Source organism: Bradyrhizobium ingae (assembly GCF_055791185.1).
Genome location: NZ_JBVUBB010000007.1, coordinates 16,528 through 40,223, shown reverse-complemented (window position 1 = coordinate 40,223; position 23,696 = coordinate 16,528). Strand labels below are relative to the sequence as shown.

Annotated in this window: 22 protein-coding genes; 14 read left to right on the top strand and 8 right to left on the bottom strand. The window is 62.9% G+C overall.

What is annotated here, in order from left to right:
* The first annotated feature begins 3 nt into the window (after window positions 1-3).
* From ACV1FX_RS12920 to ACV1FX_RS12890, 7 genes are all read left to right on the top strand, one after another.
* Window positions 4-954, top strand: a complete 951-nt coding sequence (locus tag ACV1FX_RS12920) for an ABC transporter permease (protein WP_473117940.1) — start codon at window positions 4-6, stop codon at window positions 952-954.
* Entirely contained in the window at window positions 941-1,810 is an 870-nt protein-coding gene (locus ACV1FX_RS12915; RefSeq protein WP_473117939.1) for an ABC transporter permease, read from the top strand. Before ACV1FX_RS12920 ends, ACV1FX_RS12915 begins: the two co-directional genes overlap by 14 nt.
* The gene (locus ACV1FX_RS12910) at window positions 1,807-2,799 is read left to right on the top strand and encodes an ABC transporter ATP-binding protein (RefSeq protein ID WP_473117938.1); all 993 of its coding nucleotides are present in this window, start codon (window positions 1,807-1,809) and stop codon (window positions 2,797-2,799) included. The genes ACV1FX_RS12915 and ACV1FX_RS12910 overlap by 4 nt, the downstream gene beginning before the upstream one ends.
* Entirely contained in the window at window positions 2,796-3,776 is a 981-nt protein-coding gene (locus ACV1FX_RS12905; protein ID WP_473117937.1) for an ABC transporter ATP-binding protein, read from the top strand. Before ACV1FX_RS12910 ends, ACV1FX_RS12905 begins: the two co-directional genes overlap by 4 nt.
* Before the next feature lie 81 nt (window positions 3,777-3,857).
* Window positions 3,858-4,925, top strand: a complete 1,068-nt coding sequence (locus ACV1FX_RS12900) for an alcohol dehydrogenase (protein WP_473117936.1) — start codon at window positions 3,858-3,860, stop codon at window positions 4,923-4,925.
* A gap of 168 nt (window positions 4,926-5,093) precedes the next feature.
* The gene (locus ACV1FX_RS12895) at window positions 5,094-6,173 is read left to right on the top strand and encodes an isocitrate/isopropylmalate dehydrogenase family protein (protein ID WP_473117935.1); all 1,080 of its coding nucleotides are present in this window, start codon (window positions 5,094-5,096) and stop codon (window positions 6,171-6,173) included.
* A 362-nt stretch (window positions 6,174-6,535) separates the two neighbouring features.
* Window positions 6,536-7,222, top strand: coding sequence for a hypothetical protein (locus ACV1FX_RS12890; RefSeq protein ID WP_473117934.1), 687 nt, complete (start codon window positions 6,536-6,538; stop codon window positions 7,220-7,222).
* A 147-nt stretch (window positions 7,223-7,369) separates the two neighbouring features.
* On the opposite strand, the gene ACV1FX_RS12885 is transcribed toward ACV1FX_RS12890, so the two are convergent.
* The 6 genes from ACV1FX_RS12885 to ACV1FX_RS12860 form a co-directional block, all read right to left on the bottom strand.
* A complete protein-coding gene (locus ACV1FX_RS12885; RefSeq protein ID WP_473117933.1) occupies window positions 7,370-7,645 on the bottom strand; it encodes a hypothetical protein in 276 nt (91 codons plus the stop codon).
* 205 nt (window positions 7,646-7,850) lie between these two features.
* Window positions 7,851-8,306 (bottom strand): NlpC/P60 family protein, encoded by a 456-nt coding sequence (locus ACV1FX_RS12880; RefSeq protein WP_473117932.1) that lies wholly within the window; start codon window positions 8,304-8,306, stop codon window positions 7,851-7,853.
* Window positions 8,307-8,316: 10 nt separating this feature from the next.
* Window positions 8,317-9,135 (bottom strand): enoyl-CoA hydratase, encoded by an 819-nt coding sequence (locus ACV1FX_RS12875; protein WP_473117931.1) that lies wholly within the window; start codon window positions 9,133-9,135, stop codon window positions 8,317-8,319.
* 107 nt (window positions 9,136-9,242) lie between these two features.
* Complete coding sequence (locus tag ACV1FX_RS12870) at window positions 9,243-10,598, bottom strand: L,D-transpeptidase family protein (RefSeq protein ID WP_473117930.1); 1,356 nt, start codon at window positions 10,596-10,598, stop codon at window positions 9,243-9,245.
* Window positions 10,599-10,976: 378 nt separating this feature from the next.
* Complete coding sequence (locus ACV1FX_RS12865) at window positions 10,977-11,348, bottom strand: helix-turn-helix domain-containing protein (RefSeq protein ID WP_020608151.1); 372 nt, start codon at window positions 11,346-11,348, stop codon at window positions 10,977-10,979.
* Between the two features lie 29 nt (window positions 11,349-11,377).
* Entirely contained in the window at window positions 11,378-12,421 is a 1,044-nt protein-coding gene (locus tag ACV1FX_RS12860; RefSeq protein ID WP_473117929.1) for a LysR family transcriptional regulator, read from the bottom strand.
* Between the two features lie 199 nt (window positions 12,422-12,620).
* Between ACV1FX_RS12860 and ACV1FX_RS12855 the strand changes: the two genes are divergently transcribed.
* The gene (locus ACV1FX_RS12855; RefSeq protein ID WP_473117928.1) at window positions 12,621-13,181 is read left to right on the top strand and encodes a hypothetical protein; all 561 of its coding nucleotides are present in this window, start codon (window positions 12,621-12,623) and stop codon (window positions 13,179-13,181) included.
* 205 nt (window positions 13,182-13,386) lie between these two features.
* Window positions 13,387-14,118: a cytochrome c biogenesis CcdA family protein gene (locus ACV1FX_RS12850; RefSeq protein ID WP_473117927.1), complete on the top strand. Its 732-nt coding sequence runs from the start codon at window positions 13,387-13,389 to the stop codon at window positions 14,116-14,118.
* Window positions 14,119-14,127: 9 nt separating this feature from the next.
* Here ACV1FX_RS12850 and ACV1FX_RS12845 read toward each other — a convergent pair whose 3' ends face one another.
* Window positions 14,128-15,585, bottom strand: a complete 1,458-nt coding sequence (locus ACV1FX_RS12845) for a sensor histidine kinase (RefSeq protein WP_473118187.1) — start codon at window positions 15,583-15,585, stop codon at window positions 14,128-14,130.
* A gap of 316 nt (window positions 15,586-15,901) precedes the next feature.
* On the opposite strand from ACV1FX_RS12845, the gene ACV1FX_RS12840 reads away from it, so the two are divergent.
* Window positions 15,902-17,644 (top strand): SulP family inorganic anion transporter, encoded by a 1,743-nt coding sequence (locus ACV1FX_RS12840; RefSeq protein ID WP_473117926.1) that lies wholly within the window; start codon window positions 15,902-15,904, stop codon window positions 17,642-17,644.
* Window positions 17,645-17,673: 29 nt separating this feature from the next.
* On the opposite strand, the gene ACV1FX_RS12835 is transcribed toward ACV1FX_RS12840, so the two are convergent.
* A complete protein-coding gene (locus tag ACV1FX_RS12835; protein ID WP_473117925.1) occupies window positions 17,674-18,948 on the bottom strand; it encodes a serine hydrolase domain-containing protein in 1,275 nt (424 codons plus the stop codon).
* Window positions 18,949-19,109: 161 nt separating this feature from the next.
* Between ACV1FX_RS12835 and ACV1FX_RS12830 the strand changes: the two genes are divergently transcribed.
* From ACV1FX_RS12830 to ACV1FX_RS12815, 4 genes are all read left to right on the top strand, one after another.
* Window positions 19,110-20,027: an intradiol ring-cleavage dioxygenase gene (locus ACV1FX_RS12830; protein WP_473117924.1), complete on the top strand. Its 918-nt coding sequence runs from the start codon at window positions 19,110-19,112 to the stop codon at window positions 20,025-20,027.
* A 343-nt stretch (window positions 20,028-20,370) separates the two neighbouring features.
* Window positions 20,371-21,687 (top strand): CmpA/NrtA family ABC transporter substrate-binding protein, encoded by a 1,317-nt coding sequence (locus ACV1FX_RS12825; protein WP_473117923.1) that lies wholly within the window; start codon window positions 20,371-20,373, stop codon window positions 21,685-21,687.
* A gap of 59 nt (window positions 21,688-21,746) precedes the next feature.
* Window positions 21,747-22,646, top strand: coding sequence for a nitrate ABC transporter permease (gene ntrB, locus ACV1FX_RS12820; protein ID WP_473117922.1), 900 nt, complete (start codon window positions 21,747-21,749; stop codon window positions 22,644-22,646).
* Window positions 22,647-22,658: 12 nt separating this feature from the next.
* A complete protein-coding gene (locus tag ACV1FX_RS12815) occupies window positions 22,659-23,453 on the top strand; it encodes an ABC transporter ATP-binding protein (protein WP_473117921.1) in 795 nt (264 codons plus the stop codon).
* Window positions 23,454-23,696 lie beyond the last annotated feature (243 nt).

Sequence of the window (23,696 nt, the reverse complement as noted above, 5' to 3'; positions counted from 1 at the left end):
GCAATGCTCGCCTTCGTCATGCGGCGCCTCGTTCATCTGCTGCCGGTGCTGGCTGCCGTCTCGCTGCTCACCTTCCTGATCGCTTCGCTTCTGCCCGGCGATCTCGCCTACGTCATCCTCGGTGACCAGGCGACGCCGGAGAAGGTCGCAGCGCTCCGGCACGACATGGGGCTCGATCAGCCGCTGTGGTGGCGGTATCTGAGCTGGCTCGGTCACGTGCTTCAGGGCGATCTCGGCCGCTCCTTCCGTACCGGGCAGACGGTGCTCCAGGCGGTCGCCGAGCGGGTGCCTGTCTCGATCGAGCTGATGCTGCTCGCCGAATTTCTGGGACTGTTGATCGGTGTTCCGCTCGCGATCATCTGCGCCGCGCGCGCCGGCGGCCCGTTCGACCGCTTCATGACCGGCGGCGCCTTCGCCATGCTGTCGGTGCCGTCGTTCCTGTCTGCGATCCTCCTGATCTACCTGTTCGCAGTGGAGCTGCATTGGTTGCCGGCGACCGGCTACGTTCCGTTCACGGAGGACCCGCTCGCCAATCTGCGATTCTTCGTCCTGCCGGCCCTGACGCTGGCGCTCGCGGAATGGCCGGGCATCATGCGCGTGTTGCGCTCGGACATGATCGCCACATTGCAGGAGGACTATATCGCGCTCGCCAAGGCCAAAGGCTTGACGCCGTCGCGCATCCTGTTCGTGCATGCGTTGAAGCCGTCGTCGCTGACGCTGGTGACGGTGACCGGCATCAACATCGGACGACTGATCGGCGGCGCGCTGATCGTGGAATCGATCTTTGCGCTGCCCGGCCTCGGCCGGCTTCTGGTCGGCGCGATCTACACCCGCGACCTGATCATCCTTCAGGGCGTGGTGCTGCTGGTCGCATCCGGCTTCGTGATCATGAACTTCGTCGTCGATATGCTCTACGCCGTCCTCGATCCCAGGATACGCCATGGCCACGCTTGAGCTATCGCTTGGTGAGGAGGCGGCGTCGGAGACAAAGCGGCGGCGGCGGCTCGGCCTGTTGTTCTGGACGGCGATCGCCTGGCTTGCCGTGGTCTTCGCGCTCGCGATCCTGGCGCCCATGCTGCCGCTGCAAAGCCCTGTGGACATGGACATGCTGGAGCGCCGAGCGGCGTTCTCGGCCGAGCACTGGTTCGGCACGGATGGTCTCGGCCGCGACGAGTTCGCGCGTCTGGTTTTCGGCGCGCGCGTCTCGCTGACGGTCGGGCTGTTTGCGCCGATGATCGGCCTGGCCATCGGCGGCGCGCTCGGCCTGCTTGCCGGTTACTTCCGTGGCCGCTTCGAGACGCTGGTGGTCGGCAGCATGGACGTGCTGCTCGCCTTTCCGCCGCTGGTCTTCGCGCTCGCAGTGACCGCCTATCTCGGCCAGTCCATCCCTAATCTCACCTTCATCCTCGGCGTGCTCGGCATTCCCGCTTTCATGCGGGTGGCGCGTGCGTCCACGCTGACGCTGGCGCGACGCGAATTCGTGATTGCAGCTGAGGCGCTCGGCGCCACGCATGCGCGCATCCTGCTACGCGAGCTGTTGCCGAACGTCATCCTTCCGCTGCTCGCGTTCTTCCTGCTCGCTGTCGCCGTGACCATCGTCGTTGAAGGTGCGCTGTCGTTCCTGGGATTGGGCGTACCGCCGCCGATGGCGAGCTGGGGCAGCATGATCGGGGAGGGGCGTGAAAGCCTCGATATCGCGCCGCGGCTCGCCTTCCTGCCGGCAACCGCGCTGTTCTTCACCGTGCTGGCCTTCAATCTGGTCGGCGACACCTTGCGGGCCATCACCGACCCGCGTCAGGGGGCGCTGTGAGTGGGCCGCTACTGGCAATCGAGGACGTCGCGCTCGAGCTGCCGACGCCGCGCGGCAACTTGCGCGCCGTGGATCATGTCGATCTCACCCTGGAGGCGGGCCGCACGCTCGGCATCGTCGGCGAATCCGGCTGCGGCAAGACCATGCTGTCGCGCGCCATCCTCCAGCTCCTGCCGAAGAAGGCGAAGCTCACCGGACGCGTCATGTTCGATGGCCAGGATCTGGCGCGGCTCGATGCGGAGAGCCTGCGGCGGCTGCGCGGGCGCGACCTCGCGGTCGTGTTCCAGGATCCGATGACCTCGCTCAACCCCGTGCTGACCATCGGCACGCAATTGACGGAGACGATCCAGCAGCACCTCGAGCTCGACGCATCGACCGCACGAAAGCGCAGCATCGAGCTGCTCGCGGCCGTCGGCATCCCGGCGCCGGAGCAGCGGCTCGTGCAATATCCGCATCAATGTTCCGGCGGCATGCGTCAGCGTATTGCGATCGCCATTGCGTTGTCATGCGAGCCAAAACTCCTGATCGCTGACGAGCCGACGACGGCGCTGGACGTCACCATCCAGGCTCAGATCCTCGATCTCCTGGCGCGCGAGCAGCGCCGCCGCCATATGGCGATGATCCTGATCACCCATGATCTCGGTGTGGTCGCCGGCCGCGCCGATGAGGTCGCGGTGATGTACGCGGGCAGGGTGGTCGAGCGCGCACCGACGCCTGCGCTCTTCAAGCGGATGCACATGCCCTACACCGAGGCATTGCTGGCCGCGATCCCGAAGCTGGAGACCGCTCCGCACACGCCGCTGCCGGCGATCTCCGGCCGGCCGCCTGATCCGACCCGGCCGCTGCAAGGCTGCTCCTTCGCGCCGCGCTGCCGTTACGCCGCCGGCCGATGCCACCAGGCGAAGCCGGAACTGACAGGCGCCGAAGTGCCCGGACATCTCTACGCCTGCTTCCATCCGATCCAGATGGCCGAAGGTCTTGACGCATGATGCAGGTCGTCGCCCGCGCGCAGTCCCACGTGCCGCTGCTGAAAGTGGACAATCTCGTCGTCGAATATGGCCTCGGCAACAAGACCGTGCACGCGGTCTCCGGCGTCAGCCTCGACGTCGCGCGCGGGGAGACGCTGGGACTGGTCGGCGAGTCCGGCTGCGGCAAGTCGACCCTCGGGCGCGCGGTGCTGCAACTGCGCCGCGCCAAGTCCGGTCGCGTGCTGTTCGACGGGGAGGACCTGACGGCGATGCAGGGCGAGCCGCTGCGCAAAATGCGACGTCGCGTCCAGCTCATCTTCCAGGATCCGATCGCCTCGCTCAATCCGCGCCGGCGCATCGGCGACATCGTCGCAGAGCCCCTGATCATCGCCGGCATCAAGGATGCGGAAAAGCGCAGGCAGCTTGTCCACGAGGTCCTGAGCGCGGTCGGCCTCGATCCCGATCTCGTGACCGGCCGCCTGCCGCATGAATTCTCCGGCGGCCAGTGCCAGCGCATCTCGATCGCGCGGTCGCTGGTGCTCAATCCCGAATTCATCGTTTGCGACGAGCCGGTTTCGGCGCTCGACGTCTCGATCCGCGCGCAGATCCTCAATCTGCTGGAGGAGATGAAGGCGCGGTTCGGCCTCACGCTGCTGTTCATCGCGCATGATCTGGCGGTGGTCAAAGCTGTCAGCGACCGGGTCGCCGTGATGTATCTCGGACGGCTGTGCGAGGTCGGGCCTTCGGAACAACTATTCGCCAGGCCCGCGCATCCCTACACGGCACTCCTGCTCGCGGCCATTCCGGTCCCCGATCCCGACGTGCGGCCCGCCGAAAGTGTCGCCACGGGTGAGCCGCCATCGCCGATCGCGCCGCCGTCCGGTTGCCGCTTCCGCACCCGCTGTCCGCGTGCGGACCAGCGGTGCGCTGTGGAGATGCCTGAGCTGCGCGAGGTCGCTCCGGGCCAGCTCGCGGCCTGCCATCATCCATTGACGTAACTTAAGGCGGCGCCGTTTGTTTTGCGCGGCGGGACGTGCCAAGGTTGTCCTTGAAAACAAGAATTGAGCGGGAGAGACGCCATGAAAAGCTTCAAGGTCGCTGATTTCAAAGCGCCGCTGAAGGAGTTCGATGAGCCGACGCCGCAGCCCTCGGGAACGCAGGTCCTTGTCAAGGTAAAGGCGGCCGGCGTCTGCCATAGCGACCTGCACATCTGGGAAGGCGGCTATGATCTCGGCCATGGCCGCAAGCCACTCTCGTTGAAGGACCGCGGCATCGCGCTGCCCTTGACGATGGGGCATGAGACGGTCGGAGAGATCCTGGCCTTTGGTCCCGACGTGAAACCGTCCGATCGGGGTGACCTGAACAAGGGCGATGTCGGCCTCGTCTATCCCTGGATCGGATGCGGCAAATGCGCGACGTGTCTGGCCGGCGACGAGAACATGTGCCTGACCCCGCGTTCTCTCGGCGTCTATTGCGACGGCGGCTATGCCGATCACATGCTGGTGCCGCATCCGCGCTATCTTCTCAATCTCAGGGGGCTCGATCCCGCTACCACTGCGCCCTACGCATGCTCGGGCGTCACCACCTACAGCGCGCTGAAGAAGGTCGAGCAGCATTTCGACACGCCGATCGTGATGTTCGGCGCCGGCGGCCTCGGTCTGATGGCGCTGTCGCTGCTCAAGGCGATGGGCGGCAAAGGTGCGATCATGGTCGATATCGATGCGAAGAAGCGTGAGGCGGCCGAGAAGGCCGGCGCGCTCGCCACCGTCGATCCCAAGGTGCCGGATGCGCTGGAGCAGCTTGCGAGGAAGGCGGGCGGTCCGATCCGTGCGGTGATCGATCTCGTCGGCAACGCCGCGACCACGCAACTCGGCTTTGACTGCCTGACCAAGGGCGGCAAGCTCGTCATCGTCGGCCTGTTCGGTGGCGGCGCCACCTGGGCGCTGCCCTTGATCCCGATCAAGGCGGTGACGATCCAGGGCAGCTATGTTGGCAATTTGCGCGAGACGCAGGAATTGCTCGATCTCGTTCGGTCGAAGAAAGTGCCGCCGATCCCCGTGACGCCGTTGCCGCTCAACAAGGCCAACGACGCGCTCGTGCAATTGCAGCAAGGTGCTGTAGTTGGACGCACGGTGCTGACGCCATAGTGAACGTTCTATCCTCCGTCATTGCGAGGCCAACGGACCCGCGCGGAGCGCGGCCCGATGACTGGCTCGGCGAAGCAATCCGCTCTCTCTTCGCGGGTGCATTTCTGGATTGCTTCGTTTCGCTCGCAATGACAGTGTGGCTCCGGTCTTTGCTCAGGAAATCCCCACATGCCCGCAAATAACGCCTTCCACGTTGCAGTGCTCGCCGGTGACGGCATCGGTCCCGAAGTCATGGCGCCGGCAATGGAGATACTGCAGAAGGTCGGTGAGAAGGCAGGGCTCAGCTTCCGCTTCAGCGAGGCGGCGGCCGGCGCCGATAATTATCTCGCAACCGGCAAGTCGATGCCGGATTCGACGATTCGCCTGTGCGAGCAGGCCGACGCGATCCTGCTTGGTGCGTGCGGCCTGCCGTCGGTGCGCTACCCCGATAATACCGAGATCGCGCCGCAGATCGAGCTTCGCTTCATCTTCGATCTCTATGCCGGCGTGCGCCCGGCACGCCTCATCCCGGGCGTGCCGAGCCCGATCGTCGGCGCGGATCAGCGCGGCATCGATCTCGTCGTCATTCGCGAATCCACCGAGGGGCTGTTCGCCTCCATGGGGAAGGGCGTCGTCACGCATGAGGATGCGCGCGAGACGATGGTGATCACGCGCAAGACATCTGAGCGCCTGTTCGATTTCTCGTTTCGTCTTGCCGAGCGGCGCAAGGCGCGCGGTCGCCCGGGCTCGCTGACCTGCGTCGACAAGGCGAACGTGTTCAAGGCCTTTGCCTTCTTCCGCGGAATCTTCGACGAAGCCGCCAAGCAGCATCCGGACGTGAAGACCGATCACCTCTATGTCGACGCCTGTTCGGCGATGCTGGTGAAGCGACCCTGGGATTTCGACGTGATGGTGATGGAGAACATGTTCGGTGATATCGTCTCCGACATCACTGCCAGCCTGATCGGTGGTCTCGGCATGGCACCATCGGCCGACATCGGCGACAAGCATGCCGTGTTCCAGCCTTGCCACGGCACCGCGCCAGACATCATGGGGCAGGGCAAGGCCAATCCGACAGGCATGATCCTGTCGGCGGCGATGATGCTCGACTGGCTCGCCAACAAGCATGGCGTGGAAAGCGCCGCGGAGGCCGGCGAGCAGATCGAGCGCGCGGTGGACCAGGTCTATGCCGACGGCATCAAGCCGATGGAGTTTGGCGGCAACAACGGCACTGCCGACATCGCGAGAGCGGTGCTTGCGGCACTCTAGGCCGTGGATTCACAAACTGATTGGTTATCTCCCTTGATGTCCGCTTGGTCGCCGACAGCGGCTTGATGGCGGGCGTCGCTGGAGGTCAGAGCCGGACTTGCGGCGTCGCCAGGAGCTGCGCTGGCTTCGCGCGAGTTCCGCCTGCGAAATTGACTAACGATCGCTAAAAGCGAAGCGCCAAAATTGCATCATTCCAAGCACCGGCGCCGATGTTGCTGTCGAGGCCCGGGACTTCATCCCCAGCGAATGCGATTGAACCGTCATCAAGCGAGCGGGGACTAATCTTTCAGTGCGGCTGGTCTGACCGCAAATGGGAATGCCGCGAAGCCGCCGCGGCGGAATGCCTTATATGGAACGTCTCCATGTCCGACACCCATACCCGCGACCCCTCGTGGAAAACCGATCTGATCTGGCATTATTTCCACACCGTCACGACGGCGGCCAAGGCGCCTGCTGCCTATCGCAAGTTCTACAGCAACCAAGACCCCACCGACGAACTCGACAACCGCCATCGTGTCTATGAAATGCTGGTGGATGAGGCGCTGCACACCCATCCCAAGATCGAGAGTTCGACGGCCGCAACGATGGAGAACTACAAGAAGAGCAAGCTGCCATGGAACCAGAACAATGGCGGCTTCCTCAAGGCGGTGAACGATGAATATTGGTGCGGTTCAATCCTCAAGATCGTCTTCGTCCGTTACATGGGCTGGAAAATGGCTGAACCGACGGGGCGCGACCAGGTGAGCGTGGGCCGGGATCCCAGCACAGCGGTGGATTGGACAATCAAGAATCTCGAAAACAAGGTGCCGGTGCGGACCTCCCTCGGCGGCGCTCACTATGTCGGCATCGTCGGCCACCGTACTACGGGAGCCGACAACAAGGTCACCGAGTTTCTGTGCCTCGACCCATGGGCTTATGGCATCGAGGGCGGCAATCAGGCCATGACATATGCCGGAACGCCGACCGCCTTTCTCGGAATCAGCAAACGCGACGGCGCGACATGGACCTATAGCAACAAGGCCGTCTCCTTCGTCGAGCGGCCATCCTAGAAAACTACAGCGGCGAGTCGCCATCATGCTCGCGCGCGCCGTGCTGTTTCAGTCGTCTGCGTAATGAGATGTTTCTGAAATCTCACGAAGTGAGTTGTAGGCAAGACGCATCACAGGAAAAAGGGGCCCGTTGGGCCCCTTCATCGTTCACCAGCGGCGCCAGTGACGGTGACCCCAGCCCCATGGGCGAGGTCCGAAGCGGCGCGGACCATAAAAGCCGTAGGCACGATAGTAGTTCGGGCGCCACCAACAGCGGCCCCAGGCGTTACACACCATGCGCACCTGATCGACATTGGCAGCCGGGCCGCTGGCGATACGATCGGCCTGCGGAATGCCGTTCGGCATTGCCGCCAGAGCTTGCCCTGACGCGAGCGCAACGCCGCCCATCGCCGCCAAGCCAAGCACAGCAAAGCTGAGTTTCATCACAATCTCCCTCGTTGGTGCCGAGAGAACCGTCGCGCGATCAGTTGGTTGCAATATTCGAACGGACTCGAGCGGGATTTAATCTTCCTGAATATCGGTTCAGCTGCGCGATGAGCTAACACTCGTACTCATAAAGTCGGCGCTCGACCGCAAAGCGGAAGTTCCCCGGCTTGGCCCTGGTCGGCGGCCTGCGATCCCGGAGCGGTCAAGGCGAGGTATTGCCTTCGACTAATAGGCCAACGCCAGTTTTTCGGAGCCGCTTTGCTCCAATGAAGGTTCGATACTCAGCAAGTTCGAGGAATTGAGCCAATGGCCAGATCACCGGTTCTGACTGCTTCTTGCTCAGATGAATGGCGTGGTCCTCACCGAGGTGAAGTGCGACGTGGGCTCCCCAGGGATTCTTGGTCCGATTGAAGAGCAAAAGGTCGAACGGCCTCAGCTCGTCTGATACCAAATGGGTCTCGCTGCTGTCCTCCCATAGGTTGCTTGACCGGAACGGGAATATTTCAAATCCGAAGTGCTTGAGCAGAGCGTACGCGAAATTCTGGCAGTTTGGACTTTCAGAAATGCTTGGCAGCATGGGCGTGTTGGGATCGTGGTTTGGATCGTACCTAATTCGCCAGAAATGCTCGGGTATCATGTCCGCCGAGATGCTCTTCATCATCTTCCCCCTAGCGCCCCCGGAACCGCGGTTTGCGCTTTTCCATGAAGGCCTGGCGACCCTCGCGAAAGTCTTCGCTGTCCATGCAGAGAGTGCCGATTGCCTTGATCGCGTCCATGTCGCGCTGGCTTTCGTCCTTCAGCACCTCTGCAATGGTGATCTTGGCGGCCCTGATTGCAAGCGGCGCGTTCTCGGAAATCGTCTTGGCGATCGCCATGGTCTCGCCCCACAGCTCATCGTCGAGGATCACGCGCTCCACGAGCCCGATCCGCAGCGCTTCCATCGCACCGATGCGCATGCCCGTGAACATCAGCAGCCGAGCCCAGGACGGTCCGACCAGCGAGACGAGGTTGCGCAAGCCGTCATAGCCATAGGCGATGCCGAGCCTTGCCGCGGGAATTCCGAACTGGCTGCTTGCGGCGGCGATGCGGATGTCGGCGAGCATTGCGACTTGCATGCCGCCGCCGAGGCAGAAGCCCTGGATGCAGGCGATCGTCGGCTTGGGATAGTCTGCGAGCAGCGCCCGCTGTGCGGCGCTGCGCTTGGCGTAGTCCTCGGAGGCTGCCGCGTTGTGGCGCTGCTTCTCGAACTGGCTGATATCGGCGCCCGACACGAAAGCCTTGCCGCCGGCTCCCCGCAGGATCACCACGCGCGCTGTATCGTCATCACGCAGCTCAGTCAGCGCCTGGCCAAATCCTTCCCACATCTCCAGCGACATCGCGTTGCGCTTGTCCGGATTGTTGAAGGTGATCACGCCGACGCCGTCGGCGGACGATTTGAGGATCTTGCCGTCAGCGAATGAAGTCTCCGGCTGGAAAACGTCTGGCATCGCGCACCCGCTCGTCGTTCGCGGGTGCAATGTGCGGCAGGCGCCGCAGCGAGGTCAACCGTGGCGGGCCCATTCCTTGGGATTTTGGTCGAGCGGCCGTGCCGCGCCTATTGTGCCATATGTGCGGTCAGCGGATGGTTGGCCGCATTGCTGAAGAATGCGGCCTCTTCGGCCGTGGCCTCCAGCAACTGCTCATCCTGGTTATAGACGTCGTTGCGGAACTGGATGACCTGGTCCTTGCTCATCCACGCCGTCAAGTAGATCCAGGCCACCGGCACCTTCCTGGCCATCGGGACTTCCAGATGCTGTCCGGTGGCAATTTCCGTGTCGATCGCGGCGCGGTTCCACTTCGGCTGGTCCTTCAAAAGCCAGGCCGCGAGATCGCGGACATTGTCGACGCGCGAGCAGCCGTGGGAATCGAAGCGGTAGTCGTCGCTGAACAGATTGCGCTGGTTGGTGTCGTGCATGTAGACCGAATAGGAGTTCGGCATGTCGATCTTGACCGCGCCAAGTGCGTTCCAGGTGCCGTTCTGCTGGCGCACCGTGAAGTTCGGCGTGTGCGAGCCCGACCAATCGACCGAATGCGGATCGATCGGGGTGTCGTGGCTGTCGAGCACCTCCATGTGCATGCGCGACAGGTAGGTCGGATCCTTGCGCATGTGCGCCGAGATTTCGGTCTTGGCGATCGAGGAGGGCACGGTCCAGGTCGGATTGAGGACGACGCCGGTGATCTCGGCCGTCAGCGTTGGCGAAGGCTTCTCGGTCTTGCCGACGATCACGCGATAACGCCGTACCACGACGTCGTTCTCGACTGCCTCGGCAAAAGCCGCGGGAATGTTGACGACAACGTAGCGTTGCCCGAAACTGAAACTGTTGTTCTGCAGCCGCTCGAGCGACGCCTCGAGCTGCCGGATACGCTTTTGAACCGAAACGTTCATGGCCGCGATCGTACGCGGCGTCATGATGCCCGTCGGTGCCAGGCCATGCCGTGCCTGGAAGCGCTTCACGGCGTCTGCCACATCCTGGTCGAAGGCGCCGGTTGCCTTGTCGGCGGCGAGGTCGCCGGAGACGATCAGGCGCTTGCGCAGCAACTCGTCATTGGGGCCCTGCGTGCCAGCTGCGAATTTCGCGTCTGCGGGGAGCGTGGGCCAGCCGCCGCGCACGGCGAGGTCGGAGTAGCTCAGAGCCGCATCCTTGATCCGCTGGGCCGAGCCTTCGTCGAAGGTCGGCTCGTGCGACAGCGCAAGCGCGGCGGCAGAGCGAGACTCCGGGGTCGAGGCAGGTGTGGTGGCGGTCTTCGGTGCCGTCATGTGGGCCGGATTGGCGGTCGCTGGCGTCGTGCCGCCCGGCGCTGCGGCAACGGGCTTGGCGGGGCCGGCCTGGCCGGTGGTTTCGGTTTGTGCAAGGGCCGAGGCGCTCGCGAGCATGCCAACAGCAAGGATGATGGCTTGGCGCTTCAACATATCTCTGATCTTCCCCTCGGAAAGACGAGGCCCGGACGGGCGCTCGCATGATGTTCTTCGTGCAGCACTGCCGCGGGCGCGGCTTTTGGTGATTCGTGAGGCGGCGGCAGGCCTAGGCCGTGGGGCTTGCGGTCCGATTAAACTCAGGCGTCGGGCCCATCCGCCCTCGATTTGGTCGTTCGATGGCTCGGATTGGTTCGTGAAAACGTGCCGGAAATGGACGAAAAGCCCCTGGGGCTCGATCAGAAGGGAGCGCAAAAACGCAAAAGCCGCGCGTCAGCCGCGCGGCGAGGTCCCGTCCAATCCAGCCGCGCCCCCGCGACGCGGCGGATTGAACATCAAATCCGATGGACGGCCGACTGCCCAGCCGTCGATCGCTCAGCTTTCGTTTGCGGCAATGGATTCCATCAGCGAAACGAGCTGACGCTGTACCGTCTGGTCCTTGATCTTGCTGTAGGCACGCAGCAGCCGGAGGCTGAAGGCACTGTCGAGGAACAGGAGGCTCTCGACCTCGCGCGCCTTGTTGTCGCCATCGTAGAAAAAGGTGACGGGCACATCGAGCGCCGAAGCGATCTGCTGCAGACGGGCCGCGCCGACACGATTGACGCCCTTTTCGTACTTCTGGACCTGCTGGAAGCTGACGCCCAGCTTCTCGCCAAGCTCAGCCTGCGAGATTTTCATCTCGACGCGCCGCAACCTGATCCGCTTGCCAAGCTCAATGTCCGGCTTGCCGGCACTGCGCTGCTTCATTCTCTTCGCCGCTGTTTTCATACTTTTTCTCACCGTTCTTCGGTTGAAAATCCCCCGAAGAGCTGGGTCAGGGGTTCGCCCATGTACACTTCCTTGAATTCGCGCGGATGCACGAATTCATCCTTGAACCACGGGAAGCGAGCCGGACTGAAGGCTTCGATCAGCCAGTCAATCATGTGCCGCACCCTTGGAATCCGGCCGCTACCGGGATGGTAGGACAACCAGATATCCAGTGGTCGGTTCAACGCGACCTCCAGTGGTATCAACTTCCCGCCAAGCGCGATGGCATAGCTCGGGAATACGCCGATTCCGGCGCCGTTCGCGACAGCCCAATAGTTGGCGCTTGAGACGTTGGTCTTCATGACCAGAAGGTCACGCTCGGCAACGCCCGGGAAGAAGCTCTCGAATGTTTCCTTGGCGGCGATCTGGTCGGCGAATTGCAGCACCAGGCGGTGCTTGATCAATTCGTGAGCCGTGCGCGGCGCGCCATGTTTCTGAATGTATCTTTCGGCTGCCCAGAACATCAGATGCATGCGGCCTAGCCGCACCAGCTTGATGTCGAGCGCCGAGGGCCGCGACAGATGGATGGCGACGTCGGCCTCATGACGGGAGACGTCAGCCGAGCGCATCGCGCAGTGCAGGTCGACGAGGATGTTCGGATAGCTCTGCTGGAATTCGACCAGCCGCGGCGCCAGCCAGAAGGTGCCGAGTCCCTCGGTGACGGCGACCCGCACTTCGCCGGACGTGCCAGCGAGCGTATCGCTGGCCCGCAGCACGTCGAAAGTCGCAGCCTCCATCCGCTCCACGGCCGAGACCACCAGCGCGCCTTCATCGGTCAAATGGGTACCGTGAACGTCGCGGGTGAACAGGGTGGCGCCGATCTGGCGCTCGAAATCGTCGATCTTCCGACGGACCGCATTAATGGAGAGCGAAAGGCGCTCGGCCGCCGAGCGGAAGCTGCCACAGCGCACGACCTCAAGGAATATCCTGGCCGCATCCCAATCCGAGAGGCCGCCGAGGAGTGCTTTTTGGCGTTCTTCCAGTGGAACGCCCCTTTCCGCCAAGAGGTGCATACAAGTCCTTTCAGCTGGCTAAACTGGCAGAATCTTGCGTAAACCACAACCACGGCGGGTTGCGGGGGTTGCGGGTTTTTAACTCCATACTTACCGTGTCGTGGGAGGTATTTGAGTGCGCCAGGACTGGGAATCGGACGGTCGATCGTCCGGATGAGGGGTATCGCGTGCGTTCCGTTGCGAGCCTTGAGAAGACCGTGTGGATATCGGGCTCTCCGAAAACGAAGAGCATTGGTCGCAAGTCCGGCTTCGCGTCCATCCTCCGATTGTCCTCTGCGGAAACATCGTTGCCGACAAATCCAATCGTGCTGACGCCGTGTGCTCTGGCGATCACGCAAGGCTTTTCTTGCAATGGAACAGCGATTTTCGAGCTTGGACGCGCCGAATCCGCCTTCGAAGGCATGGATTCGTCGTGCTATCCTCGCCCGCAACCACGGGCCGCGGGGATCGTTGCCATTCATTCTCCGAGGCTGAACTAACGGAAAGAACGCCGGTGTCGCATTCAGATGAACAATTGCAGTCGGTGCTCGAAACGCTCGAGGAGTGCCGTCGGATTCTCGGTGAGAACCAGATCCGCGAGACGGTCGAGTTGGTCTCGATCGCCATCCTCGATTTACGGATGAAACTCAAAGGCGTCGACAATGCCGAGCTTCGGGCGTTGTGCGACGAAATGCTGCGGGGCGCTGCCAGCGAATCCGCCTCCCGTTCCAAGCAGACGCAGGACCAGCCCCGGCGTCCGCTGCTCCGCGTGGTGAAATAACCGCGCCGCCATCTCTCGCATCCGCGAGATTTGTGCGCGTCCCGATGCCGCATCTGTGATCAGAGGCGGCATCGGGAGGAGCCCTGGTTTCCCGCGCCTCTGTTGCGCATTGCCCTGCATCGGTTACACCAGAGGCCATTAGGCCCAATTCCGGCGCGCTTCCCCTTGCGCGCGGGGCGGGCCTTGAGATGGTCCCGACTGCATCATGCAAAATGTTTCGATTACGGCGGCGCTGCTTGCCGGCCTCGTCAGCTTCCTCTCGCCATGCGTCCTGCCCCTCGTCCCGCCCTATCTGATCTATCTGACCGGCGCCACGATCGAGCACGTCGAGAGCGAGGAGCAGCCTTCCGCCTCCAGGCGCGCGGTCATGATGTCGGCGCTGCTGTTCGTGCTTGGCTTCTCGACCATCTTCATTGCGCTCGGCGCCAGTGCCTCCCTGATCGGCAGCGTGATCCGCGCCTGGTCGGCCGAGCTCTCGATCCTCGCTGGCGTCGTCATCATCGTGATGGGCCTGCACTTCCTCGGTTTAACTCGCATCAGCCTGTTGATGCGGGAAGGGCGGCTGCCGATCCCCAAGCCTGTGGGGCTGTGGGGCGCCTATATCATGGGATTGGCCTTCGCTTTCGGCTGGACGCCCTGCATCGGGCCGATCCTCGCGGCGATCCTCTCGATCGCCGCAGCGGAGGCGACGGTGACCAAGGGGGCCGGCCTGCTCGCGGTCTACTCCGCGGGGCTCGGCATTCCCTTTCTGATTGCTGCGCTCCTGATCGAGCAATTCTCGGTGCTGTTCGCGCGCATGAAGGGCCATCTCGTCAATGTCGAGCGGGCCATGGGCGTGCTCATGGTGATCACCGGCATTTTCTTTCTCACGGGCGCGATCAGCAACATGAGCATCTGGCTGCTCGAGACCTTTCCAGTGCTCCAGAGTATCGGTTAGGACCGGTCGCTACCGCGGCTCGTCCAGCGCGCAGCTGATCGTGTAGACGACGCCGCGCGGCAAAAAGTCCACGGTTGCTTCGCCGCCGAGCTGATCGCGCGCGCTGCGCTCGATCAGGCGCGAGCCGAAGCCCCGTTGCACGGGCGCGGTCACCGGCGGGCCACCGCGCTCGGTCCAGATCAGCCGCAGCCGCGGCTTTGGCGTATCGGACGCGATTTGCCAGTCCAGCGTGACCATCCCGGTCTCGTTGGACAATGCGCCGTATTTGGCGGCGTTGGTCGCCATCTCGTGCACGATCATCGACAGCACGACGGCGAGGCGTGGCGACAGCGGCACCGCCGGTCCGTTCATCCGGATGCGGTCCGGATTGTTCAGCAGGAATGGCTCCAATGCGCGGAAAACGACGTCCTTCAGATCCGAACCCTGCCACTTCTCCTGGCTCAGGAGATTGTGCGCTTCCGCGAGCGCGCCGAGGCGCCCTTCGAACTTCTTGCGCTCGTCGCGGCTCGCACTGCGAAACGACTGCACCGCGATCGCCTGCATCAAGGCAAGGGTATTCTTGACGCGGTGGTTGAGCTCTTCGATGAGCAGATTGTGCAGCATTTCGCCACGCGCAATGGTGGCGGCCATCCGCAAGGCGAAGGCAAGCCCGGTCAGCAGCAATACGCCACCGATCAGGCTCGTGATTGCGATGTCGCGCCAGAGTGGCGCGACCAGCGAGCTCTCGGCGACGCCGGCAGCAACCGTCCAGCCTGTCAGGCGCGATCGCGTATAGGCGGCACTGAGCGGGACGTTATCGAGCGAGACCGCGGAGAGTGACGCCTCGCCCTTGCGGAACATCTCGTCATAGAGCGAGGACGTTGCGCGCTTGCCGATCGTGTCGCCGGCGTTGGGCGCGCGTGCGAACACGACGCCCTTGCTGTCCAGCAGCGACACCGTCCAGTGCTCATCGGGCCGTTGCTTCTCGACCAGCGTCTGGAAGATGTCGAGCGGCGGGCTGAAGGTGAGGGCGTAGATCACTTCGCCATCGCGCAAGACGGGAACCTCGACGGTGACGACCTGGCGCTGCTTGATCGCGCCGAGGAACAGGTCGGAATATTGCGGCAGCTTGGTCGCGAAGACCTTCTCCACGATCTCGGTGTTGTTGCGGGGCGGCAGGCCGGCCGTGTCCTCCGTCATCGAGGAAAATAGCAGGTGCCCTTTGCGGTCGGAGACCAGCACGACGCCGTCCTTGCCATACTGGTCGAGAAAGCCCAAGGCGATGCGGCGAAAGTTCTGGAAGTCACCGCCGCGCAGTGCGTTGGTCAGCGCCAGCACCTGCAAGCCTCCGGTCATCCTTTGGACCTCGGCATCGAGCACCAGGCGTATGCTGCGCACCGTTTCCAGCACGCGGCGGTTCGCGTCGCTGCGGTCCTGGGTGTAGTTGTAGAAGACGATACCGACGGCGAAGACGATCAAGGGCAGCATCGTCCCCATGACGAGGAGCGCGAGCCGCACAGGTAAGGTCAGCTTGGACAAACGCGGACGCCCTGGTTCCGTCGCGATGGCGCCGGAAGATGAAAGAGCATACGAGGAGCCTCTCCGTTGCGCCACGGATTTCCGAGCTCACGGCAGATGACGGCGCATCGAATTTTGCACTGCATTCTGCGTTGCTCGCGTGACACCGCGCCACTGTTCAGCTTGCTGCGGGCATACTAGCCTACGCCGGATTCCAGCCGCTCTAATCTCGGCCAGCGTATAGAGCGCGGCCAACGAGCCCCGCCCGGGTTTGGGGTGATCGCCGATGAAGCATTGGATCCGATGGTTGCCGGGGCTCTACACTCTCCGTCGGTACGAGGCAGCGTGGCTTAGGCACGATATCTTCGCCGGGATCGTGCTGGCGACAATGCTGGTCCCGGTTGGAATTGCCTACGCTGCGGCATCGGGGTTGCCGGGCATCTATGGTCTGTACGCAACGATCGTGCCGCTGCTGGTCTACGCGTTGTTCGGCCCAAGCCGCATCCTCGTCCTCGGTCCGGACTCGGCTCTGGCAGGCGTCATTCTCGGCGTCGTCGCTCCGCTGTCCGGTGGTGATCCCGTGCGGGCCGCGACACTCGCCGGCATGATGGCGATCGTTTCGGGGATCGTCTGCATTCTGGCGGGTGTCGCGCGCCTCGGCTTTGTGACCGAGCTTCTTTCCAAGCCGATACGCTACGGTTACATGAACGGAATCGCGCTGACCGTATTGATCAGCCAGTTGCCGAAGCTCATGGGCTTCTCGATCGAGAGCGAGGGGCCGCTGCGGAGCCTGTGGGCGATCGGCGGTGCGATCCATGATGGGCGGACGAACTGGGTCGCATTTGGGATCGGGCTCGGCACGTTGATCGTGATCCTGCTTCTCAAGAACAGCAAGCGGCTCCCGGGCATTCTGATCGCAGTCCTCGGCGCGACGGTCGTCGTCGGCGCGCTCGGGCTCGCAGCGCCTTACGACGTGAAGGTCCTGGGTCCTCTTCCTCAGGGGCTACCGGGTTTCGTCGTTCCCTGGATCAGCTCCAGCGACCTGGTCCCTGTGCTGGTCGGCGGTTGTGCAATTGCGCTCATATCATTTGCGGATACCAGCGTGCTATCGCGGGCCTATGCTGCCCGTTTGGGGACGCGGGTCGATCCCAACCAGGAGTTGGTGGGTCTCGGCGTCGCCAATCTGGCGACCGGCTTTTTTCAGGGGTTTTCGATCAGCAGTAGCAGTTCGCGTACACCCGTTGCGGAAGCCGCCGGCGCGCGCACCCAGCTCACCAGCATCGTCGGCGCACTTGCCATCGTCGTGCTCTTGCTGGCGGCGCCAAACCTGCTGCAGCATTTGCCGAGCGCAGCACTGGCCGCCGTGGTCATCACCTCGGCGATCGGCTTGATCGAGGTCGCCGACCTGAAACGGATCTATCGCATTCAGCGGTGGGAGTTCTGGCTGGCGATCGCCTGCTTTGTCGGTGTGGCGGTGCTCGGAGTGATTCCAGGAATAGGTCTGGCAATCGCAATCGCCATCGCCGAGTTCCTCTGGGACGGTTGGCGGCCACACTCCGCGATATTGGGACGCGCCCACGGCGTCAAAGGTTATCACGACATCACAAGATATCCGGATGCACGCCGGATCCCCGGGCTGGTGCTGTTTCGCTGGGATGCGCCCCTGTTCTTTGCCAATGCCGAATTCTTCAAGGAACGCATCCTGGATGCGATAGCGACATCGCCGACACCCGTACGCTGGCTGGTCGTTGCAGCGGAGCCGGTCACGAGCGTGGACGTCACCGCCTGCGATGTGGTCGCCGAACTCGATGAAGCGCTACACACGCGGGAGATCGAGCTGTGCTTTGCCGAGCTCAAGGATCCCGTCAAGGACAAGTTGAAGCGCTTTGGCTTGTTCGCGCAGCTCGGTGAGAAATATTTCTTTCCAACGATCGGGGTGGCCGTCTCTCGCTATCTCGAGATCAATGATGTGGCCTGGGAAGACTGGGAGGACGAGGCCGAGGTTGGAACGAACGGGCCTCCGCGCTGAAGCGCCGAGGCCCGCCCCTCATGTTGCGCTTACAGATTGCTCTCGCTGATCGCGGCGTAGACCATGCTGCGCAGCTCGCGCCGGATCGGATAGGCGCTCGACGGCAGCACCTGCGTCATGAAGATCGTGATCAGCTCCTCCGCCGGGTCGATCCAGAACGAGGTCGTCGCCGCTCCGCCCCAATTGTACTCGCCAGGGCTGCCGGCGATCAGCGTCTCTGCCGGCCGCATGGTCACGGCGAAGCCGAGGCCGAAGCCGATGCCATTGTAGGTCGCCTCAGAGAACAGCGAGCGGGATACGTCGGGCAGCGTGCGTCCGCCCGGAATGTGGTTGGTCGTCATCAACGCCAGCGTCTTCGGCCCGATCAGTCTGACACCGCCGAGTTCTCCGCCATTGAGCAGTGCGCGGCAGAAGGTGAGATAGTCGGCGACGGTCGAGCACAATCCGCCGCCTCCGGAGATCAAGGAGGGCGGGGCGAGGAACGAGCTCGTGGTCGGGTCGTCCTGCAGCGTCAGGCCCTGGCGGCGCTGGCCGGCGTGGAAGGTCATGCCGCCTTGCGGGTCGGCGGAATAGCAGGCGGCGAAGCGATGCGCTTTCGAGGCCGGCACGTGGAAATCCGTGTCGGTCATACCGAGCGGGTCGAGAATGCGCTGCTTCAGGAATTGCTCGAAGGGAACGCCCGAGATCTTTCCGATGAGATAACCGATCACGTCGGTGGAGACGGAGTAGTTCCAGGCCTCTCCCGGAGAAAACTCGAGCGGGATTTTCGTCAGTCCCTCGATCATCGTCTGCAGCGTGCCGGCCTTCTCCACCTCGCCGATCTTCTGCTCACGATAGGCCGCATCGATGTTGGAGCGCTGCTGGAAGCCGTAGGTCAGTCCCGACGTGTGCCGCAGGAGATCGACGATCTGCATCGGCCGTGACGGTGGCCGGGTCAGGAACGCGGGGTTCGTACCCGCGACGAAGACGCCGAGGTCCTTCCATTCCGGAATGTATTTGTGCACGGGTTCGTCGATCGCGACGAGGCCTTCCTCGACCAGCATCATGAAGGCGACGCTGGTGAGCGGCTTGGTCATCGAATAGATGCGGTAAATGGTGTCGTCCTTGACCGGCACCTCGCGCTCGACATCGGCAAACCCCAGCACCGAGCGGTGAGCGATCTTGCCGCGGCGATAGACGAGGAGCTGCGTTCCCGGGAAGCGGCCGGCATCGATGTACCGGTTCTTCAGATGCGCATCGACGCGGTCGAGCGCGGCCTTGGACATGCCGACGGATTCGGGTGAGGCGGGGGTGGGGGCGAGCATCGGGAACGTTCCTCCGGACGATTTTATAGGGACGTGATAGCCGAAATGCGGACCCAATTCCAAGCCGGTCGCGCTTAACGCCGCCTGCCCGATTGGTGTAGGCTCCGCAGCGGAACGCCGTCAGGCCAAACAACGAGAAAATCGGACAGCGGGAAAGAGAAATGACCCAGTTCAACGAAACCGAGCTCACCGAAGCCGTCATCAAAAGCTTCGACAATACGCCGAATCCGCGTGCAAAGTTCCTGCTCCAGGAATTGGTGAAGTCGCTGCACGAATATGTGAGCAAGACAGGCCTCACCTTCGAGGAGTGGGACTACGCGATCGATTTTCTGACGCGCACCGGACAAAAGTGCACGGACACCCGCCAGGAGTTCATCCTGCTCTCTGATGTGCTCGGTGTCTCCATGCTGGTCGACGCGGTGAACCACCGCGACCGCGAGGGCGCCACCGAGACGACGGTGCTCGGTCCCTTCTATGTCGGCGAGCACAAGGTGACCGCGCACGGCACCGACATCTCGCCGCACAATCAGACCGGCGAGAAGATGTTCGTGCAGAGCCGTGTCACGGATCTGAGCGGCAAGCCGCTTGCGAACGTTCCGGTCGACGTCTGGCACGCCGACGACGATGGCTTCTACGATTCCCAGAAGCCGAACTACGAGCAGACCGGCGCCTCGGCCCGGGCGCGCTTCATCACCGATTCCGACGGCCGGTTCTTCTTCCGCACCATTTTGCCGTGCAGCTATCCGATCCCGACCGACGGTCCGGTCGGCGAGATGATCATGCAGACCAGGCGTCACCCGATGCGCCCCGCGCACGTGCACTTCCTGGTCAACGCGAAGGGCTACGAGCCCCTGATCACCCACGTCTTCATCGGCGGCGACAAATATCTCGATTCCGACGTGGTATTCGGGGTCAAGGACGAGCTGGTCGCCAAGGTCGAGAAACGCGCCGATCCGGCGATGCCCGACGGCGGCAAGGCGACCGCGCCCTGGCATCTGATGACCTATGAATTCCACCTCAAGCCGGGCAGCGGTTTGGCTCCCAAGCCACTCGGGGTGAAGGCCGCGGAGCACGCCTGATCGCGTCGTATCAGTATATGCCCATTTTATGTGCGTGCATATGAAATGGGCAAATCGCAAATTCGGCGTGCGGAACAGCGGCCTGCGACAATCTGTTCCGATACCATAATTTATTGATTTATATAAGTTATTTGGCTCGTGCCGCTTGGCACAAAGCTTGAATAGTTAGTGCCGACGCCATTGATGCCGTCCCGCGAGACTGTTCATCCGAATTTGCCGACGCCACCAGACGGGGGTTCCTCCCGCCGTGCGTTCGCATGCGCCAATGGCGGCGTCATCGGACAGGCGGGCTCGTGTGCACTGACGCATTACTTCTGCAACGACGCAAAGGACGACCCGACTTATGACCAAGCGCATCCGCCGGCCCTCCGAGAGCGGCCTGAGCCGCCGTCAATTGTTGAAGGCGACTGGCAGCACCGCCGCCCTTCTCGCCGCCGCCAAGCTGAATTTCCCCGCCGGTGCGTTCGCCCAAGATGCCGGCCCCGAGGTCAAAGGCGCCAAGCTCGGCTTCATCGCGCTCACCGATGCAACTCCGCTGTTCGTTGCGAAGGAGAAAGGCATCTTCGCCAAATACGGCATGCCCGACGTCGAGGTGCAGAAGCAGGCCTCCTGGGGCACGACGCGCGACAACCTGGTGCTCGGCTCCGAAGGCAATGGCATCGACGGCGCGCACATTCTGACGCCGATGCCGTATCTGATCTCCGCCGGCAAGGTGACGCAGAACAATCAGCCGACGCCGATGTACATCCTGGCGCGGCTCAATCTGAATGGTCAGTGCATCTCGGTCGCCAAGGAATATGCCGACATCAAGGTTGGAATCGACACTGCTCCGTTCAAGGTCGCGCTGGATAAGAAGAAGGCCTCCGGCAAGGCCGTGAAGGCCGCGATGACGTTCCCGGGCGGTACACATGACCTCTGGATCCGCTATTGGCTCGCCGCCGGCGGCATCGATCCCGACAAGGACATCGAAACCATCGTGGTGCCGCCGCCGCAGATGGTCGCCAACATGAAGGTTGGCACCATGGATTGCTTCTGTGTTTGCGAGCCCTGGAATCTCCAGCTCATCCATCAGGAGATCGGCTACACCGCGATCACCACCGGCGAACTCTGGGACAAGCATCCCGAAAAGTCATTCGGTATGCGCGCGGCTTTCGTCGACAAATATCCGAAGGCGACGAAAGCACTGCTGATGGCGGTGATGGAAGCCCAGCAATGGGCGGAGAAGGTCGAGAACCGCGAGGAAGCAGCGACGATCTGCGCCAAGCGCCAGTGGATCAACTGCCCGGTCGAGGACGTTACCGACCGCATGAAGGGCAAGTTCGACTACGGCACCGGCCGTATCGTCGAGAACTCGCCGCAGCAGATGCGCTTCTGGAAGGACAGCGCGTCCTATCCGTTCAGGAGTCACGATCTCTGGTTCCTCACCGAGGATATCCGCTGGGGCAAGTACGAGCCGGGCTTCGACACCAAGGCACTGATCGCCAAGGTCAACCGCGAGGATCTCTGGAGGGACGCGGCCAAGACACTCGGGGTTGCGGCCTCCGACATCCCGGCCTCCACCTCGCGCGGCAAGGAGACCTTCTTCGACGGCAAGGTGTTCGATCCCGAAAATCCGGCCGCCTATCTGAAGTCGCTCGCGATCAAGCGCGTCGAAGTCTGATGGGTCCTGCGGCCGCCCATGGGCGGCCGCATCGCCATTGCAGCCGGAGAACAGATTCGATGAACATGTCCGTGAAGAAGATTGACACTGAAGGTGTTGCGCCTTCCGCCGGCGCCACCGCGCCGGTCGTCGCGATGACACCGAAGCGTCCGCCGCGCGCCGAGCCATATGCGCGGATGGCAAAGGAGACCGCGGTCCGCATTATCCCGCCACTTGTCGTGCTCGCGCTCTTGATGCTGGTCTGGGAACTCGTCTGCCGCCGCGCCGGCTCGACGCTGCCACCGCCGTCGAAAGTGTTCAAGGATACGAGGGAGCTGATCCTCGACCCATTCTTCGATCATGGCGGCATCGACAAGGGCCTGTTCTGGCATCTCTCCGCCAGTCTCCAGCGCGTCGCCTATGGCTATTCGATCGCGGCAATCGTCGGCATCGCGCTTGGCACGCTGGTCGGGCAATCGGTCTGGGCGATGCGCGGGCTCGATCCGCTGTTCCAGGTCCTTCGCACCATACCGCCGCTGGCCTGGCTGCCACTCTCGCTCGCCGCCTTCCGCGACGGCCAGCCCTCCGCGATCTTCGTCATCTTCATCACCTCGGTGTGGCCGATCATCATCAACACCGCGGTCGGCATCCGCAACATCCCGCAGGACTATCGCAACGTCGCCGCCGTCGTGCAGCTCAATCCGCTGGAGTTCTTCTCCAAGATCATGCTTCCGGCGGCCGCGCCCTACATCTTCACCGGCCTGCGCATCGGCATCGGCCTGTCCTGGCTCGCGATCGTCGCGGCGGAAATGCTGATCGGCGGCGTCGGCATCGGCTTCTTCATCTGGGACGCCTGGAACTCCTCGCATATCAGCGAGATCATCCTGGCGCTGTTCTATGTCGGCATCATCGGCTTCGTGCTCGATCGCCTGATCGCGGGCCTCGGCAGGTTCGTCACCCACGGCACGGCGCAGAACTGAAGGAGGGGGCACATGACCGCCTATCTGAAGCTCGATCACATCGACAAGATCTTCACCCGCGGCGCCGCCACGACCGAGGTGCTGAAGGACATCAACCTCACCATCGAGAAGGGCGAGTATGTCTCGATCATCGGCCACTCCGGCTGCGGCAAGTCGACCCTGCTCAATATCATCGCAGGACTGACCGGCGCCTCGACCGGCGGTGTGCTGCTGGAGAACCGCGAGGTCAATTCGCCCGGACCCGATCGCGCCGTGGTGTTCCAGAACCACAGCCTGCTTCCCTGGTTGACGGTGTACGAGAACGTCAAGCTCGGCGTCGACAAGGTGTTCGCCCGGACCAAGAATCGGGCCGAGCGCGAGGCCTGGGTGATGCACAATCTCAACCTCGTGCAGATGGCCCATGCCAAGGACAAGCGTCCGTCGGAAATCTCCGGCGGGATGAAGCAGCGCGTCGGCATTGCCCGTGCGCTCGCCATGGAGCCGAAGGTGCTGCTGCTCGACGAGCCATTCGGCGCGCTCGACGCCCTGACCCGCGCGCACCTCCAGGACTCGGTGATGGCGCTGCATCAGAAGCTCGGCAACACCATCCTGATGATCACCCACGACGTCGACGAGGCCGTGCTCCTGTCGGACCGCATCGTGATGATGACCAACGGGCCGAGCGCGCGCATCGGCGAAGTGCTTGATGTGCCGCTTGCGCGTCCCCGCAAGCGTATCGAGCTCGCGTCGAATGTCACTTACCTGAAGTGCCGCCAGCGCGTGCTCGAATTTCTCTACGAGCGTCATCGCTTCGTTGAGGCGGCGTAAACGAGTGGTTAACGCGAGAATTCTCCGCGCCTAAATAATCGACATCTCGCTCAATCCTTGTGCGCCGCACAAGGATTGAGCGAATCGCAAAATTTGCGAGCGAAAAAGTCCTGCAAGAAATTCGGGCCACGCGAATAACTCGCTGAAATCCCTGCATTTCCAGGATGCGTGCAGTTGGCATGGAATTTGAAATGTCATTTTGCGACGCCAACGAAGACGTCCCTCAACATCATCAATCAGCAT